We start from the raw sequence: 17,750 nt of genomic DNA, 5'->3' as shown, positions 1-17,750 counted from the left end.
TAACATCCTAATTGTTATTTAAAAACAAATTTCTTTATTCAATTAGGATGTTACATTATTCCAATTAACTTATATTCTTATTATTATGAGTGAATTAACAAATTATGGTACTAGTACTTAATTAGTAATCTCAATAATAATTGGAGATACCTTTTTAAGTATTACACTAACGCCACTGGCTTTAGCTTCAATATCAAAAATTTGAACATCATCTCCACGTTTTGCTTTTAATAATGCGGATTTAGCTCTACTATCTAGTTTGCTACCATTTACATCGATGGTTGGCTGTCCAGGTACTTTGAATTTAAATCCAGTTACATTTAATGGTAATTCGAAATCGAAATCATCAAATTTAGCTCCTACAGTTGAAATTTCAAGGGCATTACGTTGCATTTTTACAGAACCGTCTTCACCTCTAATAGTACCAGTTGGTTTTGGTAAATCTTTAATTCTGAATGTAGCTTTATCGCTTACACTTTGTCCATCAATTTTACCAGTAACATTAATAGTTACTTCTCTACCTTGAATTCTTGTAGCATCCATAACGTATTTACTACCACTTACTCTACTTAAACCTTGAGCTGATGCATTTACATTATTATCTGCAATACCAGCAAAGGAAATAGTCATTGGGTTTTGTACACCACGATATACTACATTCATTTTATCAGCTGAAATAGTTGCAGCATTTGGTTTTGCAACCGTAGCAAATGAAGATTTTACAGGTACTGCAGTTTCTTTACCATCTTCTAAAAAGAATAAACTTCCTTCTATTTTATGTTCTCCAACACTTCCAGTTCCAACTTTCAACATTACTTTTCCACCATCTAATGTAAAATCTTTATCTTGAGTAAGTTTTCTTCCATCTAATGTTAGCTCAACTCTACTAGGCTTTGTAGATGCATCTGTACGACCTAATACAATTTGTCCGTCAAATTGCTCACCATTAAAATAAGCAGATTTTGATGTTTGCATTAAAGTTGTATAATTGGTCATAGCAACTTGGCTAGAAAGTTCTCCTGCTAACATAGTTGACAATACTTCAGATTCTGTTGTTTTGATATCGGCCTGAAGTTGTGTCATTTTAGTTAATGATGCTACCAAAGGAAATCCTTTGTAGTGATAACTTAACCATTCTTGCTTAATGCCATCTCTATTGGTAACTTTGTCTGTGTTAAATTTTTCTTTAACATCTTTAATAACATTTTGCATCCCTTTCTCGCCAGCTAATATCTTAACAACACCATCTCTATAAGCAGCTATTTGAGCTAAAAACTCTTCCCCTTCAGGTTTTAATTTATCGCCTTTAAAGAAGTTTTCGTCAAGGTAATCGCCTTTATCCATTACTTCATAATCTGTAGGGTCGTCTAGTTTTTCAACCATTTTACCTTTCAAAGTTTCCAAGTAGGAATCAAATTTAGTTGCTAAAACATCTATTTGTGCTGCTTTAGATTTTAAATCCACATATTTTTCCGGTTGATCTTCCGCTTTTTGTTCTAAACTTGCCATGAAAGCCGAGTTTCTTTCACTAGTTGCTTGATTAGACTCGGTAAGCTTTTCGTTCATTAATCCGAATGCTGAAAGCACTTCTTTAGACATATTTAATGCTAGCATCGCTATAAATATTAAATACATCAGATTAATCATTTTTTGTCTGGGTGATAAATTTCCTCCTGCCATATCTAATTAGGTTTTTGGTTAATTATTAAAATTTGGGATTAACTCCTAATTAGTTTTTGTTCATAGCAGACAACATACCGCCGTATACGCCATTTAATGATGATAAGTTAGATGCTAAAGATTGCATTTGTTCTTTTAATTTAGCTGCATTTTCAACAGACTCCTCATTAATTGTTGCTTGTTTACTAGCACTTTCTAATTGCACTTTATATAAGCTGTTTAAAGATTCCATTTGAGCTGCTGCCAATGATAATTCTTCACCATATTTTTTTGAAGCTTCAATAGAATTTGCACTAGATGACATATTTTTTGCTGCCCCTTCAAAGTTTTTGATGCTTTCTCCTAAACTAGCGATTAATTCGCCATCAATTTTAGCTTCTTTTAATAAATCATCTAATTTTTTAGATAATAAACCTTCTGGGGTTTCGCTTTTCTCTTTTTTATTAGCTGTTCCCCCTGCTAATTCCGGGTATACTAAAGACCAATCTAATTCATTATCAACTGGTTCGAATGCAGATAATGCGAAGATAATTGCCTCTGTTACAAGACCAAGTGTTAACATAAAGTTACCTGTTAAAGGTCCAATTTCAAAGTGAATAATTTTGAATAGTGCTCCAACAATTACAATTGCCGCTCCTAATCCGTAAGCCATGTTCATAAACTTCTTACTTGCTTTTGACTGTGCCATAATTTTCGATTTTTAATTTTAAGTAAATAATACTTAAGTAGGTTAATTAATAGGTTAAATTTATTATTGATTTGATTTGATTAAATTTTATTCGTTTTATTTTTTATTACCAGTTGCTTGTGTCCCCATGTAATCTTGAACTGTTCTAAAACCAATGTAACTTCTTGCAGAATCTGCATATTCATAATCTCTTGAACTTACTTGTAAAAAGTAAGCTACGTCTTTCCAAGAACCACCTCTAACAATTTTACGTTGGTTGTTTTTATCATTAACACTAGGGTTAATGGTTGATGTATATTCGTAAGACGATGGATCATATGAAGCATTTACCCATTCCGCTACGTTTCCAGCCATATTAAACAAGTTGTAATCGTTAGGCTCGTAAGACTTAGCTTCTACTGTATATAATGCTTGGTCTGCAGCGTAATCACCTCTTACAGGCTTAAAGTTTGCCATAAAACAACCTCTATCACTTTTTGTGTAAGGACCTCCCCATGGATAAGTTGCTGCTTGAAGACCTCCTCTTGCGGCATATTCCCACTCAGCTTCCGATGGCAATCTGAATGTGTTTACCATAGCTGCTTTTCTTGATTTTTGGTATGAATTTTTCTTAATAGTTCTCCATTCACAAAATGCCTTAGCTTGTTTCCAGGTAACTCCTACTACTGGATATTCACTATATGCATCATGCCAAAAGTAATCGTTGTGCATAGGTTCATTATAAGAATATGAAAAGTCTCTTATCCATACTGCTGTATCTGGATATACTTCAATTTCTTCTTTCACTATAGCATCTCTACGTTTGATACCTCTATTTCTTGCAGCTTCTTGTATATCCATATGGCTATACTGAAACTTGAACTTTTTAACATCCCAAGTACGTTGTCCATTGTAAGAATCCTCTAATGGTAAGTACATAGTATCCATCACTTCGGTATAATACTCATCTGGATATTTTGAAGTATCAAAAATTAATTTAACCTTGTTATTAATTTTTCTTCCTTCGTAACCAGTAGGTCCTAATCCCGTATAGTTTTCGAACATATATTTTTCATACACAGACATATTAGCTGTATCAGCATCTTTAAATGCATATTCACCAATACCTCCATCATCTGGTACCTTACCTACTTCGTCAGCCAAAACAGCTAACTTGTATCTTAATATAGAATCCCTAACCCAATTAACAAATTCACGATATTCGCTATTGGTTATTTCAGTTGCGTCCATATAAAAGGCTCTAACTGTTGCTGTTTTAGCTGGGGCATCTTGGACACCCGCCAAATCATCATCACCTTTACCCATTATAAATGAACCTCCTGGAATAAGTTCCATTCCGTAAGGCTTTTCTGGGTGCCAACTTTTTCCTTTATCACCTACAAGTTCGCCCTTATCGTTAGAGCCACAACTTGCAAGTATTGTCATTACTGCGGTTAATAATACAAACTTCTTCATATCCATAGAAAACTCGAGGTTAATTATTTAAGCTTTATTTTGAGAGCGTAAACTTATTTATATATTTTTTAATAAACAACTTTTTTTACGAAAAAAATACGCTTCATCGTAAAAAAATAGCATTTTACCGATGAAATGTACTCTTTGCCTATTATTCAGTACTAAACACAATTCTTTTGAAACGCTTTATACCAGCGGTCTGGCACCTTATTAGCACATGCATCTAGATAATCTTGATGCATGCAAGGTAATAACGTGTGTCTCTTCAATTTATTATTAATTTCTGATAAAAAAGGTATTTCAATCCACCATCTGCCAGTTTTATTGCTTTTATAAAACACCAATTCCTGAGATTCTACCAATGTTATGTACTTTTGGTAACTGCTATCATCGGTAAAATCATCATCTTTCACTCTATAATTTACACCTTCTATAAAGTACCAAAGCATTTGGGAAATAAGCATGGAAGTAATATCGTCATCTTTTGATGGTTTATACTCATAAATACCGAAAGAACTTACTTTATTACTGATGCCGGCATAACGAGAGATGGCACATATTTCTTTGCCCGTTAATCCGTTAGGGGAAAACTTTTGATTTAAACTAACCTCAGAAGCCTTTACCGAACTTAAATCTATACTTACAATATTAGCATCTCGCATTACAGGTTCTGTAATGGTAATATCTTTTGACACATCTCCCAATCTATAAGATTCAAAATAAAGGCTATCCATTAGATCCTTTTCTTCCTGCGAATTGAAATAGGTTTGATAGCCTATAGTGGCATAATTAAACAGATTATAGGGTTGGTCTAAAATTATTTTACCTACGAAACTGTCGTTTTTTATGGGCTTGCTAGAATCTCCCAAATCAAACTTACAATCTACATTAACAATATTCACCATGGGCATAATGGTATCGTAAGCCCTGTAATTGGGGTAAGTAAGATCTTGGGTACCTCCTAATATAATAGGTATGATATTTTTTTTAATTAAAATAGCAATGGTGGTTTTTAACGCAAAGTAGGTATCTTCTACACTTTCTCCTTTATTGATGTTCCCTAAATCGGCAATGGTAGTATGCCAACTCCCTGGGAAAAGACCATAAAATGCCTTACGAATTTCATTTAATTGAAACTCCTCTCCTATATAATTAACATCATTTCTGTTTTCAAGAACGCCAAGCATGGCAATTTGAACGCCTTCTAAATCTGGAATTCCTTTTTGTGCAGAATGAATCCTAATTTTTCTACCCAGTGCTTGTAAAGAAAGTAATTCGTTATGAGCCAAAACCACATCTGAAACAGGTGAAAGAAAATTAAAGTTCATTTAAAATATACTGTTTTGTATTAAAAGTTTTTCTCTATTAGCTTTCATACAAATATGATAAGAAATAGCGACTTATTACATGTGGTTAACGTAAAAATAATCTACAAAAAATTAAAATTCAACAATTTAAGATGCTGCTTTTTATCTTTTATTTAATCCTACTGAAAATTTATTTTTTCTTGGCAGTAGATTTCTTTTTAACTGTTTTTTTCTTGGGCGCTTTGGCTTCAATTAAGGCTTTGGCTTCTTCTAAAGTCATTTTTGATACATCAACCGATTTATCCAACTCCACTTTTATTTTCCCTTTCAGTACATTGTGTCTTCCCCAACGGGCTTTTTCAACACGAATGCCTTCTTCTTCCCAATTATGGATAACCTTATCTATCTCTTTTTGAATTTTGGTCTCGATAAGTTCCACGATATCTTTATCTGATAAGTTGTCCCAATCGTATTTACTGTTCACGTTAATGAACATATTGTTCCATTTGATAAAGGGCCCAAAACGACCTTTTCCTTTTTGAACGGGTAATTTTTTATAGGTATAAATTGGGGCATCTGCCTCCTCTTTTTCTTTAATTAAAACAATGGCATCATCCAACTCCACACTTAAGGGATCTACGCCTTTTGGAAGCGAAACAAAAGCATCACCAAACTTAACATAAGGTCCAAAACGCCCGTTATTTACCTCAACTTCTTCACCTTTATAGGTACCAAGATTTTTAGGTAGTTGAAATAAATCCATCGCTTCTTCATAAGTAATAGTATTTAATTGCTGATCTGGACTTAAGCTCGCGAACTGAGGTTTTTCTTCATCATCAGGTGTTCCAATTTGCACCATAGGCCCAAATTTACCCAAACGTACACTTACTTGTTTACCTGTTTTGGGGTCGGTTCCTAAAACACGTTCACCCGATTCCCTATCTGCATTCTCTTGAACGTCTTCAACCTGTGGATGGAAGTCTTTATAAAACGCTTTCATCATTTTAGTCCAATCTTCTTTTCCTTCAGCAATGTTATCGAAGTCTTCTTCAACTTTCGCTGTGAAATTGTAATCTAAAATATGTTCGAAATGATTCACCAAAAAGTCGGTAACAATCATTCCGATGTCCGTTGGAACCAATTTCCCTTTATCCGATCCAACCTTTTCGGTAAGTGTTTTGTCTTTTACCACACCTTTTTTAAGCGTAAGCTGTGTGTACTCACGCTCCACACCTTCAACCGTTCCTTTTTCAACATAATTTCTTTGTTGAATGGTTGAAATAGTTGGCGCGTAAGTTGACGGACGCCCTATACCCAATTCTTCCAATTGCTTTACCAAAGAAGCCTCGGTGTATCTGTAAGGCGGACGCGTGTAACGCTCGGTAGCTGTTATGTAGTTATTAAGCAAGGTTTCGTTGGTTCTCATTGCTGGAAGCATACCTTCTTGCTCTACATCTTCATCATCGGTACTTTCTAAATAAACTTTTAAAAACCCATCAAACGTGATAACTTCTCCATTAGCTGTAAAAGTTTCATTATGGGTTGATGCTGCAATCTTTACGTTGGTACGTTCCAACTCTGCCTCACTCATTTGTGATGCAATGGCACGTTTCCAAATTAAATCGTACAAACGAGCTTGATCTCTATCAATATCTACCGAATGCACTGCAAAATCAGTAGGACGTATCGCCTCATGCGCCTCTTGAGCCCCTTTAGATTTTCCTGTATAATTTCTAGTTTTGCTATATTTTGAACCATAGGCACTTTCAATTTCTGCTTTAGCGCCTTTTTTGGCTTCATCCGATAAATTTACACTATCGGTTCTCATGTATGTAATTAAACCCGCTTCGTATAGGCGTTGTGCCATCGTCATGGTTTTACTTACCGAAAAATAAAGCTTACGAGATGCTTCTTGCTGTAATGTTGAAGTGGTGAAAGGAGCTGCTGGCGATTTTTTAGCTGGCTTTTTCTCTAGATCTGAAACCTTAAAAGTAGCCGTAGCATTCTTTTCTAAAAACTTTTGTGCTTCTTCTTTGGTTGAAAAGGTTTTAGGTAACTTTGCCTTAAAGGTTTGCCCTTCTTCATTTGAAAACTCAGCATCAATTCTATAAGATGCTTCTGCCGTAAAGTTTTGAATTTCGCGTTCGCGCTCTACAATCAATCTAACTGAAACCGATTGTACACGACCTGCCGATAAACCTCCTTTTACTTTACGCCATAATACGGGCGAAAGCTCATACCCAACAATTCTATCCAACACACGGCGTGCCTGTTGCGCATCCACCAAATCGTAATCAATTCCCCTTGGGTTTTCAATTGCTTTTTGAATGGCCGTTTTAGTAATTTCATGAAAAACAATACGTTTCGTTTTATCTTTATCCAATTTTAAAGTTTCCGCCAAATGCCACGCTATAGCTTCTCCCTCGCGGTCCTCATCACTTGCCAACCAAACCATATCGGCATTTTTAGCTAAGTCTTTCAGTTTTTTTACAACTGCTTTTTTATCTTTTGAAACTTCATATTTTGGTTTAAAATCACCATCAACATTCACACCCAATTCCTTTGATGGAAGGTCTGCTATATGCCCAAAGCTAGACTCTACCTTAAAATCTTTTCCTAAAAATTTCTCGATAGTTTTCGCCTTTGCAGGTGACTCTACAATTACTAAATTCTTCGCCATACTTCATTTTTTGAAGATACAAATGTATATGAAAAAAAGTTTATCTGCCTAATTTTAGGGATTATCTGTTTTATTTTCAAATAAAAAAAGCCGTATTTTTAAATAAAACACAGCTTTTTTTATCAAAATTTTCATGATTTATTCATAAGACATTCCGTAACTTTCTTTATTGCCGTTGCTTTCATTTTTATCAAAACCAACAGATTCTTTATAAATGAAATATATTGGCAAGTATGTAAATGATGTTGTAACATAAATACCTATACAGCACATTAACATACCCACTATTCCCGCTAGAAACCCAGAAACAATCATTAAACCAAAAGTTAATAACCATTTTTTATTTCCTAACTTAAATGCTGCTTTTACAATTTCAGATGTTGATAATTCCGGATTGAAAGCAAAAATAGCATTCATTAAAGCTATAGGGACCATCACATATATTATAGGAAGGAAACATAACAACATAGCGGCAACCGAAATACCGAAAGTAGCTAGAGACAACTTTATAACTTTGCCCAAATACGGTTTCTTTAAATAGTAGAAATAATCATCAGCCCCCATTTCTTCTAAATCCTTCAACTTACAGATTCTATAAAAGGAGGCTTTCATACCAAGACCAATAACCATGGCAAAAAATGAGAACAGAAGTGCAAATATGATAAATGGTATCATCAATAACGGTGTAAAATCCTGCATATTTTCCATATTTTGAAATGATTGTGGGTCAATCAACCCCATTCCAAGCATTGGCAAATACATAATTAAATAAAAAGGCACCATTAAAAGCATGATCAACAACAACATAACCAAACCTTGTACCCACACTTTTTTGAACAATTCTATGGATTGATTAAAAATGGTTCCAAAATCTAAAGCTTTCGCCTTTTCTATTTTATCTAATAGACTATTAATTGCATTCATTCGGTTTTAAGTATTGGTTAGTTTTCCATCAAAGGAAATACATTCCTACATATTTTCAAAATTTAATAAATTTTTAAATATGACACTTTGTCACAAAACATAAATATATTGTATCTTTGCATGCTTATTGAAAATACGTGTTTACAGCAAACTATGGAAAAGATAATAGACGAAAATAAACAAGGGGAAACTTTAGTTATTGAACAGAAAGAAGGTAACAAACGCAAACTTTTTATTGAAAGTTATGGGTGCGCTATGAATTTTAGCGACAGCGAAATTGTTGCTTCCATTTTAGCGGATCAAGGTTTTAACACCACCCAAAATTTAGAAGATGCCGATTTAGTCTTGGTAAACACCTGCTCTATTCGTGATAAAGCAGAACAAACCGTTCGTAAACGTTTAGAAAAATATAATGCCGTAAAGCGCGACCACAATCCATCCATGAAAGTTGGTGTTTTAGGCTGTATGGCTGAACGACTGAAAACCAAATTTTTAGAAGAAGAAAAAATAGTTGATTTGGTGGTTGGACCCGATGCCTATAAAGATTTACCAAACCTTTTAGCCGAAGTTGACGAAGGTCACGATGCCATCAACGTCATCCTTTCAAAGGAAGAAACCTATGGTGATATTTCTCCCGTACGTTTAAACAGCAATGGTGTTACCGCTTTTGTCTCTATTACACGTGGGTGCGATAATATGTGTACGTTTTGCGTGGTGCCTTTTACCCGCGGACGCGAACGCAGTAGAGACCCACAAAGTATTATTGAAGAGATTAACGATTTATGGAGCAGAGGTTATAAAGAAGTTACCCTTTTGGGTCAGAACGTTGATAGTTACCTTTGGTATGGTGGTGGTTTGAAAAAGGATTTTGAAAAAGCTTCCGATTTACAAAGAGCAACAGCCGTTAATTTCTCCAACCTATTAGATATCTGCGCCAAGGCACAACCTAAAATGCGTATTCGCTTTTCAACCTCCAACCCTCAAGATTTAACGATGGATGTGGTTGAAACCATGGCAAAACATCCTAACATTTGCAATCATATCCATTTACCGGTACAAAGTGGAAGCGACCGTATTTTAAAAGAAATGAACCGTTTGCACACGCGTGAAGAATACATGCAGTTGATTGATAATATCAAACGTGTTATTCCAGATTGCGCTATCAGTCAAGATATGATTGTTGGTTTCCCTACTGAAACGGAAGCCGATTTTCAAGACACCATATCGTTAATGGACTATGTAAAATACGATTTTGGTTATATGTTCACCTATTCTGAACGCCCAGGAACGTTGGCAGAACGTAAAATGGAGGATGATGTTCCTGAAGAAACCAAAAAACGAAGACTTGCTGAAATGGTTGAGCTTCAACAAAAGCACAGCGGCTTCAGAACCCGACAAAACTTAAACACGGTTGTAGAAGTGCTTATTGAAAAAGAATCTAAAAAATCCAGCGAACATTGGTCTGGAAGAACCCAACATAGTTTAGTAACGGTTTTCCCAAAAGGCAACTATAAAATTGGCGATTTTGTAAACGTACAAGTTACCGATTGCACCAGTGCCACACTTATTGGTGAAGCGATTGGGTATTCAATTAACAATTGAAAATTAACAATGATTAAGTTCAAAACTTTTCAACTTTTAACTTTCAACTTTTAACTTTTAACTTAATAATGGAATCAATTCAAGCTATAAAACAACGTTTTGGTATTATTGGCAATACGCCTGCGCTAAATCGTGCCATAGAAAAAGCGATTCAAGTGGCTCCTACCGATATTTCGGTGTTGGTTACTGGCGAAAGTGGCGTGGGTAAAGAAAGTATTCCAAAAATAATACATCAGCTTTCACACAGAAAGCACAACAAATACATTGCGGTAAACTGTGGAGCCATACCCGAAGGCACTATAGATAGTGAACTTTTTGGCCATGAAAAAGGATCGTTTACAGGAGCAACCCAAACCCGTGAAGGCTATTTTGAAGTAGCCGATGGCGGTACTATTTTTTTAGATGAAGTTGGCGAGCTTCCGCTTACCACCCAAGTACGCCTTTTACGTGTTTTGGAAAATGGCGAGTTTTTAAAAGTAGGCTCCAGTAAAGTGCAAAAAACCAATGTACGCATTGTAGCGGCTACCAACGTGAATATGTTTGAAGCCATAGAAAAAGAAAAGTTTCGTGAAGATTTGTACTACCGTTTAAGCACCGTTGACATTCATTTACCACCACTTCGCGATAGGCAAGAAGATATTCATTTATTATTTAGAAAATTCGCTAGCGATTTTGCACTTAAATACAAAATGCCCACCATCAAACTTACCGATGCTGCAGTACAAATGCTGTTAAAACACCGTTGGGCAGGAAACATTCGTCAGTTACGAAACATTGCCGAACAACTCTCGGTTTTAGAACAAAACAGAACCATTTCTGCCGAAACCCTAAAAAGTTATTTACCAGCATCATCTAGCAATTTGCCCGCAGTCATCAAAACTTCAAAAGCCGAAAGCGATTTTAGTAGCGAACGCGAAATTCTATACAAAGTATTGTTCGACATGAAAAGCGACTTGAACGATTTAAAGAAGCTTACTTTAGAACTGATGAAAAACGGCAACACCAAAGATGTTGAAAAGAACAATGAAAGTTTAATTCAGAAAATTTATGGCAATGATGAAGATGATGCTGAATATGAAGAAGATACTGTAGATACGGACGAGGTGCTTTCTATTCCAGAACATGCGGTAAAACAGGATGCTTTAGAAACAACCCCGGACAAATACCATTTTGCTGAGGAAATTGAAGAAGAAGAAACCTTATCGTTACAAGACAAAGAATTGGAATTAATAAAAAAATCGCTTGAACGTCATCAAGGAAAACGTAAATTAGCAGCTGCTGAGTTGGGCATTAGCGAACGTACCTTGTACCGAAAAATAAAACAATACGATCTTTAAATCTGTTTTCAGTCGCAGTGGTCGTTAACAGCAAAAATTGCAACAAATTAAACAAGTAAACGTTTTACAATAATAAAAACAAAATGTCACACCGAGCTTGTGAAGTGTTTAGATACTATGAAAAAAACTTTAATTTACTTTCTACTTATAGCTTTCAACTTTTTATTTACAAGTTGTGGTTTCTATTCTTTTACAGGCGCATCTATTCCTGCCAATGTAAAAACCTACCAAGTGAATCGTTTTGAAAACAATGCACTTTTAGTAGAACCTGGTTTAGAACGCGATTTTAAATTGGCTTTAGAGGATTTAATACAAAATCAAACTAATTTAAACTTAGTTCAATCCAATGGCGATTTGGTTTATGAAGGAGAAATAACCGACTATCGCATATCGCCTACTACTGCGACGTCGCAAAATACAGCGGCACAAAACAGACTGACTATAAGCGTGAAAGTGCGCTTTTATAATAGAAAAAAAGAAGATGACGATTTAGAACAAAGCTTTTCGTTCTTTTACGATTATGCAGGAAGCGCTCAACTAGTAGGTGCTTTAAAAACAACCGCCCACGAAGAAATTTTTGAACGCATCACCCAAGATATTTTTAACGCTACTTTAGCGAAATGGTAAATGGATGTTGGGTTTTGGGGGTTAGGTGTAAAAAATTAATACTTTGAACTATGAACTTTAAATCTCTGTAACTTTGCAACTTTGAAGCTTTGAAACTTTGAAACTTTCTTTAAAAAAAATGAACAATACCGATTTTACATACATCCTTCAGCATCCGCAAAGCATCACACTTCAGCAAACCGAAGCTGTAAAATCTATTATAGATGAGTTTCCTTATTTTCAATCGGCACGCGCATTGTACCTTAAAGGTTTAAAAAATGAAAATAGCTTCAAATACAATCAAGAACTTAAAACTACAGCAGCTTATACCGCCGACAGAAGTATTTTATTCGATTTTATAACTTCTGATGTATTTGTTCAAAATGAAATTTCAGAGTTTATAAAACAAAATACAGCGCATTTACAGGATATTGAAATTGATGTTGAAGACATTTCAATAAATAAAAAAGTTACTACTGATGACCGACTGAAACAACAAATAATAGAAACTATTGGTGTTCTAGACCCTATGTTGTTCAAGCCTAAACAGCAAGAAGTTTCAAACGATACTGAAATTGTTGTAGAAGAATCTGAAAATATTGAATTAGAAAAACAAGCTCCGGAATCGGTTAATAAAACCATATTAAATTTAGGAAAACCATTTGATTTCAATAAAAAAGAAACCCATTCTTTTAATGAATGGTTGAATTTAACACGTCTTCAACCCATTGAAAGAAAAGAAAATAGAGCTGAAGAATCGAACGAAACACATAATACTGAAAACACTTCAAACATTGAAAAGGTTAAAAAATTTGAATTGATTGAAGAATTCATCAATAAAAATCCAAAAATAAATCCGAGCACATTTTCACCTTCCAAAGTAAATTTGGCCGAAGCACAAATGATACAACCCGAAGCCTTAATGACCGAGACGTTGGCACGAATTTATGTGGAACAAAAGAACTATAAAAAAGCAATTCAATCTTATAAAATTTTAAGTTTGAAATATCCAGAAAAAAGTGGTTTCTTTGCAGACCAAATTAAGGCAGTAGAACAATTACAAGAACAAAATAACAAGAAATAATGAGTACGTTTACAATATTTTTAGCATTAATAGTTGTGGTAGCATTTTTACTAATTGTAGTAATCATGGTTCAAAACCCTAAAGGTGGCGGGTTATCTTCATCTTTTGGTGGTGGCGGTACACAACAATTAGGAGGTGTAAAAAAGACGACCGACTTTTTAGACAAAAGCACCTGGACATTAGCAACTTTATTATTGATATTAATTTTATTATCTAATGTTGCCATCAACAGAGGTAGTGAAAGTGCAGATTCTAAAGCTTTGGATTTAGATGCAACCACATCGCAACCTTTACCTAAACCAGCACAACCAGCAAACAATAATACTCCGGTAGAATAAGTTATGCCACTATAAAAAACAGCAAAATGCCAACTTAAAATAAGTTGGCATTTTTTGTTACTGTAAGTTTGTCAGTTTACCAGCATTGGCACACTTTTAGACTATTACAATCCCGTAAACATTAATTTTTAACTTAAAAAATATTTCATATGTCATTAAACATTAAACCGTTAGCAGACCGCGTTCTTATTGAACCTGCTCCCGCTGAAACTAAAACAGCATCCGGAATCATTATTCCAGATAACGCTAAAGAAAAACCGCAAAAAGGAACTGTTGTTGCCGCTGGTAAAGGCACCAAAGACGAGCCTATTACCGTTAAAGTTGGCGATACTGTTTTATATGGTAAATATGCTGGCACCGAACTTAAATTAGAAGGTAAAGATTATTTAATAATGCGCGAAAGCGACATATTAGCAATTATCTAAAAGCTATACCCAATAGGCTTTAAGCTATAGGCATGAGAGACTTTAAAAAGTATCATATTTGGAATTTGAGTCATGAATTAACATTAGAAATTTACTCTATTACAAATTCATTTCCAAAAGACGAAATTTACGGTTTAACCTCTCAAATAAGAAGATCTTCAGCTTCTATACCTACAAATATTTCAGAAGGCTGTGGCAGAGATTCAGATTTAGAATTCAATAGATTTCTAACTATAGCATTAGGGTCGGCTAGCGAAACCGAATACTTAATCATATTAGCAAAAGATTTAGGTTATATAGAAAATAACCAAGCTAATGTTCTTATTGATAAAGTAAACGTAATTAAAAGTAAAACACATCAATTAAAACAAAAATTAAATAACGCCTAAAGCATTTGGCTTAAGGCATAAAGCAAATTAAAAATGGCAAAAGATATAAAATTTGATATTGAAGCACGCGACGGTTTAAAACGTGGTGTTGACGCTTTAGCAAATGCAGTAAAAGTAACATTAGGACCTAAAGGTCGTAACGTTATTATTGGTAAATCTTTCGGAGCACCTCAAGTAACTAAAGATGGTGTATCAGTAGCGAAAGAAATTGAATTAAAAGACGCTCTAGAAAATATGGGCGCACAAATGGTAAAAGAAGTAGCTTCCAAAACCAACGATTTAGCTGGTGATGGTACAACTACCGCTACCGTTTTAGCACAAGCTATTGTAAAAGAAGGTTTAAAAAACGTGGCTGCAGGTGCAAACCCAATGGATTTAAAACGCGGTATAGATAAAGCGGTTGAAGCCATTGTAAAAGACCTTGAAAACCAATCTAAAAAAGTAGATAGCTCTTCTGAAATGATTAAGCAAGTAGCGTCTATTTCAGCAAATAACGATGAAACTATTGGCGAATTAATTGCGCAAGCCTTTGCTAAAGTTGGAAAAGAAGGTGTTATTACCGTAGAAGAAGCTAAAGGTATGGACACTTACGTTGACGTTGTTGAAGGTATGCAGTTCGACAGAGGTTATTTATCGCCTTACTTTGTAACCGATACTGATAAAATGATTGTTGATTTAGACAATCCTTACATCTTGTTATTCGACAAAAAGATTTCAAACTTACAAGAGATCCTTCCCATATTAGAACCAGTAGCACAATCTGGTCGTCCACTATTAATTGTCGCCGAAGATGTTGATGGTCAAGCCTTAGCCACTTTAGTAGTAAATAAATTACGTGGCGGATTAAAAATTGCTGCTGTAAAAGCGCCTGGATTTGGTGATAGACGTAAAGCTATGCTTGAAGACATCGCAATCTTAACTGGTGGAACCGTTATTTCTGAAGAAAGAGGATTCACTTTAGAAAATGCCGACTTAAGCATGTTAGGTACTGCTGAAACTGTAACCGTTGATAAAGACAATACAACAATTGTAAACGGTTCTGGCGATGCCAATGATATTAAAGCACGTGTAAACCAAATTAAGGCACAAATTGAAACAACAACAAGCGATTACGATAAAGAGAAACTGCAAGAGCGTTTAGCTAAATTAGCTGGCGGTGTAGCCGTACTTTATGTAGGAGCCGCTTCGGAAGTTGAAATGAAAGAGAAAAAAGACCGAGTGGATGATGCATTACACGCTACAAGAGCTGCCGTTGAAGAAGGTATTGTTGCCGGTGGTGGTGTTGCCTTGGTAAGAGCAAAATCGGTTTTAGATAAAATTACGACTGAAAACCTTGATGAAACAACAGGTATTCAAATTGTAGCACGTGCTATTGAAGCGCCTTTACGTACCATTGTTGAAAACGCAGGTGGTGAAGGTAGTGTTGTAGTATCTAAAGTGATGGAAGGCAAAGGTGCTTTTGGTTACGATGCGAAGTCTGAAACCTATGTAGATATGCTAAAAGCAGGTATTATTGACCCTAAGAAAGTAACGCGTATTGCTTTAGAAAATGCAGCTTCAGTAGCTGGAATGATTTTAACTACCGAGTGTGCTTTAATTGATATTAAAGAAGAATCGGCAGGACACCCTCCAATGGGCGGCGGTATGCCAGGAATGATGTAGTCGAATGGTGAATCGCCATCGATAAATATTAAAAAACGCTTCAATTGATTTTGAAGCGTTTTTTTTTTGTGATTATAATGTTCTTATTTTGAATGGCACGGACAGAATATTCGTGCTTGAGTACTTGCAGAAGAAACAATTAAACAAATATTGGTCCATTAGTTTTTTATAAAAAATCGTCTTCCTGATCCTCAATCCATTTTAAAAGAGCATTTTTAAGTTCGTTTACTTTAAAATTAAGCTCAGGATTTTCTACAAGATTATTCATTTCCTCTGGGTCATCATTAAGGTTATATAGTTCAAATTCAGGATGTTTTCTATAACGTTGAATAATGTTACTTGCATCTTTATCATAGCCTGCTTTGGCAAGCCAAGAAAGGTACATTTTACGCACATGACGGTCTTCCATTTTATCTACATAGCCAAAATCAAATCCATTTATAACACGTATAGCATAAAGATTGTTTGACGGTTTATTCCAAATTAATTTAAATTGTCCATCAGTTATCGCCCTCATTTTATATTCTGGTCCTTCACGGGTATTATTATATAAGAAATAGGCATATTCTCTATGCTCCGTATTATTTTGTTTTATTATGGGCAGTAAACTTTTTCCATCTAAGTTTGAAGGGACTACTCCACCCGCCGCATCAATTAGAGTTGGCAAAATATCGCAATATTGTGTTAGCGCATGAGTTACGAGTTTATTATTATAAGGTTTTGTCCATTTCATAATACAGGCAGACCTAACCCCAACGTCGTAAGTTGTCCATTTCCCTGCAGGCATACCTACACCATTTTCATCCAATACTATAAGTGCTGTATTAGAGTCTAGATTACTTTTTTCAAGAAGTTTTTGAGCGTTACCAACCTGTTCATCAAAAAGTTTTATTTCAGCTAGATATTCGGTAAAGTATTCACGTGTTTCTTTAGTGTCTACCAAATTTTTTGGAAGCACAACGGTATTGGGGTCCCAAAAGGAACTGTTGCCTGCATTCCAAGGTGCATGAGCATGTACAGAACAAATAATCAAACAAAAAGGTTGATTTCTGTCTCGGTTTATAAATTCTTTAATGCCATCCCAATTCTCTGGAGGTGTTCCGTTATAATTCGCGTTTTTGGTAAACCCTTCAATCATTTCAAAAGGATAAACCGATGATGGACTAAAATGCGTTTTACCCGTTAACCCAACACGATACCCCAATTTACTTAAATGCTGAACAATACTAAGTGTGCCTTTTTTTGTTGGGGCATGATTTACATTACATCCATTTCTGTTAGGTGTTAATCCTGTAAATAATTCAGCTCTTGTTGGAGCACAAATGGCTTCAGATACAAACATATTTTTGAACAGGATACCTTCATTAGCTAATTTATCTATATTAGGTGTAGTATTCTTGTTCTTAGCTCCATAAATCCCAATATCTCTGGCACTTATATCATCTCCAAGAATAATTACAAAATTAGGTTGCTTTGTTTGTCCAAATATTTTACTGCTAATGCATAAACCAATAGACAAAAGGATGATACTTACTTTGCATTTATTCATTGTACTTTATTTTATATTTCCTTA

At 34.9% G+C, this 17,750-nt stretch carries 15 protein-coding genes; 8 read left to right on the top strand and 7 right to left on the bottom strand.

Annotated features, from left to right (window positions below):
* Window positions 1-117: 117 nt before the first annotated feature.
* From porM to J8H85_RS04810, 6 genes are all read right to left on the bottom strand, one after another.
* Window positions 118-1,680, bottom strand: coding sequence for a type IX secretion system motor protein PorM/GldM (gene porM, locus J8H85_RS04835; RefSeq protein WP_209653200.1), 1,563 nt, complete (start codon window positions 1,678-1,680; stop codon window positions 118-120).
* Window positions 1,681-1,729: 49 nt separating this feature from the next.
* Window positions 1,730-2,368, bottom strand: a complete 639-nt coding sequence (gene porL / locus J8H85_RS04830; RefSeq protein ID WP_209653198.1) for a type IX secretion system motor protein PorL/GldL — start codon at window positions 2,366-2,368, stop codon at window positions 1,730-1,732.
* A gap of 96 nt (window positions 2,369-2,464) precedes the next feature.
* On the bottom strand, window positions 2,465-3,823 hold the full coding sequence (gene porK, locus J8H85_RS04825) for a T9SS ring complex lipoprotein PorK/GldK (protein WP_209653396.1): 1,359 nt from the start codon (window positions 3,821-3,823) through the stop codon (window positions 2,465-2,467).
* A 161-nt stretch (window positions 3,824-3,984) separates the two neighbouring features.
* Window positions 3,985-5,151 (bottom strand): formimidoylglutamase, encoded by a 1,167-nt coding sequence (locus tag J8H85_RS04820; RefSeq protein ID WP_209653196.1) that lies wholly within the window; start codon window positions 5,149-5,151, stop codon window positions 3,985-3,987.
* A gap of 169 nt (window positions 5,152-5,320) precedes the next feature.
* Window positions 5,321-7,810 (bottom strand): type I DNA topoisomerase, encoded by a 2,490-nt coding sequence (gene topA, locus J8H85_RS04815; protein ID WP_209653194.1) that lies wholly within the window; start codon window positions 7,808-7,810, stop codon window positions 5,321-5,323.
* A 138-nt stretch (window positions 7,811-7,948) separates the two neighbouring features.
* Window positions 7,949-8,734, bottom strand: coding sequence for a hypothetical protein (locus tag J8H85_RS04810; RefSeq protein WP_209653192.1), 786 nt, complete (start codon window positions 8,732-8,734; stop codon window positions 7,949-7,951).
* 153 nt (window positions 8,735-8,887) lie between these two features.
* Between J8H85_RS04810 and miaB the strand changes: the two genes are divergently transcribed.
* The 8 genes from miaB (at window position 8,888) to groL (ending at window position 16,177) form a co-directional block, all read left to right on the top strand.
* Window positions 8,888-10,336, top strand: coding sequence for a tRNA (N6-isopentenyl adenosine(37)-C2)-methylthiotransferase MiaB (gene miaB / locus J8H85_RS04805; protein ID WP_209653190.1), 1,449 nt, complete (start codon window positions 8,888-8,890; stop codon window positions 10,334-10,336).
* 68 nt (window positions 10,337-10,404) lie between these two features.
* On the top strand, window positions 10,405-11,673 hold the full coding sequence (locus tag J8H85_RS04800) for a sigma-54 interaction domain-containing protein (protein WP_209653188.1): 1,269 nt from the start codon (window positions 10,405-10,407) through the stop codon (window positions 11,671-11,673).
* A gap of 117 nt (window positions 11,674-11,790) precedes the next feature.
* Window positions 11,791-12,300: an LPS assembly lipoprotein LptE gene (gene lptE, locus J8H85_RS04795; protein ID WP_209653186.1), complete on the top strand. Its 510-nt coding sequence runs from the start codon at window positions 11,791-11,793 to the stop codon at window positions 12,298-12,300.
* A gap of 118 nt (window positions 12,301-12,418) precedes the next feature.
* Complete coding sequence (locus tag J8H85_RS04790; protein ID WP_209653184.1) at window positions 12,419-13,363, top strand: hypothetical protein; 945 nt, start codon at window positions 12,419-12,421, stop codon at window positions 13,361-13,363.
* Window positions 13,363-13,701, top strand: a complete 339-nt coding sequence (gene secG / locus J8H85_RS04785) for a preprotein translocase subunit SecG (RefSeq protein ID WP_209653182.1) — start codon at window positions 13,363-13,365, stop codon at window positions 13,699-13,701. The genes J8H85_RS04790 and secG overlap by 1 nt, the downstream gene beginning before the upstream one ends.
* 149 nt (window positions 13,702-13,850) lie before the next feature.
* Window positions 13,851-14,126 carry a co-chaperone GroES gene (locus J8H85_RS04780; protein ID WP_209653179.1) on the top strand — a complete coding sequence of 92 codons (276 nt, stop codon included), beginning with the start codon at window positions 13,851-13,853 and terminating at the stop codon, window positions 14,124-14,126.
* 32 nt (window positions 14,127-14,158) lie between these two features.
* Window positions 14,159-14,515, top strand: coding sequence for a four helix bundle protein (locus J8H85_RS04775; RefSeq protein WP_209653178.1), 357 nt, complete (start codon window positions 14,159-14,161; stop codon window positions 14,513-14,515).
* A 33-nt stretch (window positions 14,516-14,548) separates the two neighbouring features.
* Complete coding sequence (gene groL, locus J8H85_RS04770; RefSeq protein WP_209653176.1) at window positions 14,549-16,177, top strand: chaperonin GroEL; 1,629 nt, start codon at window positions 14,549-14,551, stop codon at window positions 16,175-16,177.
* 166 nt (window positions 16,178-16,343) lie between these two features.
* Here groL and J8H85_RS04765 read toward each other — a convergent pair whose 3' ends face one another.
* Window positions 16,344-17,726 (bottom strand): sulfatase family protein, encoded by a 1,383-nt coding sequence (locus J8H85_RS04765; RefSeq protein WP_209653174.1) that lies wholly within the window; start codon window positions 17,724-17,726, stop codon window positions 16,344-16,346.
* Window positions 17,727-17,750 lie beyond the last annotated feature (24 nt).

The sequence above is a fragment of the Mariniflexile gromovii genome (assembly GCF_017814435.1).
GTDB lineage: Bacteria > Bacteroidota > Bacteroidia > Flavobacteriales > Flavobacteriaceae > Mariniflexile > Mariniflexile gromovii.
The sequence above is the reverse complement of the archived record's forward strand: the minus strand, read 5'-3'. Positions and strand labels throughout refer to the sequence as shown.

Excerpts from the sequence above, each read along its gene's own strand:
- J8H85_RS04790 (WP_209653184.1), top strand. The coding sequence starts at position 12,419 with ATGAACAATACCGATTTTACATACATCCTTCAGCATCCGCAAAGCATC.
- topA (WP_209653194.1), bottom strand. The coding sequence starts at position 7,810 with ATGGCGAAGAATTTAGTAATTGTAGAGTCACCTGCAAAGGCGAAAACT.
- porM (WP_209653200.1), bottom strand. The coding sequence starts at position 1,680 with ATGGCAGGAGGAAATTTATCACCCAGACAAAAAATGATTAATCTGATG.
- J8H85_RS04765 (WP_209653174.1), bottom strand. The coding sequence starts at position 17,726 with ATGAATAAATGCAAAGTAAGTATCATCCTTTTGTCTATTGGTTTATGC.
- secG (WP_209653182.1), top strand. The coding sequence starts at position 13,363 with ATGAGTACGTTTACAATATTTTTAGCATTAATAGTTGTGGTAGCATTT.
- J8H85_RS04775 (WP_209653178.1), top strand. The coding sequence starts at position 14,159 with ATGAGAGACTTTAAAAAGTATCATATTTGGAATTTGAGTCATGAATTA.
- lptE (WP_209653186.1), top strand. The coding sequence starts at position 11,791 with ATGAAAAAAACTTTAATTTACTTTCTACTTATAGCTTTCAACTTTTTA.
- porK (WP_209653396.1), bottom strand. The coding sequence starts at position 3,823 with ATGAAGAAGTTTGTATTATTAACCGCAGTAATGACAATACTTGCAAGT.
- J8H85_RS04780 (WP_209653179.1), top strand. The coding sequence starts at position 13,851 with ATGTCATTAAACATTAAACCGTTAGCAGACCGCGTTCTTATTGAACCT.
- groL (WP_209653176.1), top strand. The coding sequence starts at position 14,549 with ATGGCAAAAGATATAAAATTTGATATTGAAGCACGCGACGGTTTAAAA.
- J8H85_RS04800 (WP_209653188.1), top strand. The coding sequence starts at position 10,405 with ATGGAATCAATTCAAGCTATAAAACAACGTTTTGGTATTATTGGCAAT.
- J8H85_RS04820 (WP_209653196.1), bottom strand. The coding sequence starts at position 5,151 with ATGAACTTTAATTTTCTTTCACCTGTTTCAGATGTGGTTTTGGCTCAT.
- porL (WP_209653198.1), bottom strand. The coding sequence starts at position 2,368 with ATGGCACAGTCAAAAGCAAGTAAGAAGTTTATGAACATGGCTTACGGA.
- miaB (WP_209653190.1), top strand. The coding sequence starts at position 8,888 with ATGGAAAAGATAATAGACGAAAATAAACAAGGGGAAACTTTAGTTATT.
- J8H85_RS04810 (WP_209653192.1), bottom strand. The coding sequence starts at position 8,734 with ATGAATGCAATTAATAGTCTATTAGATAAAATAGAAAAGGCGAAAGCT.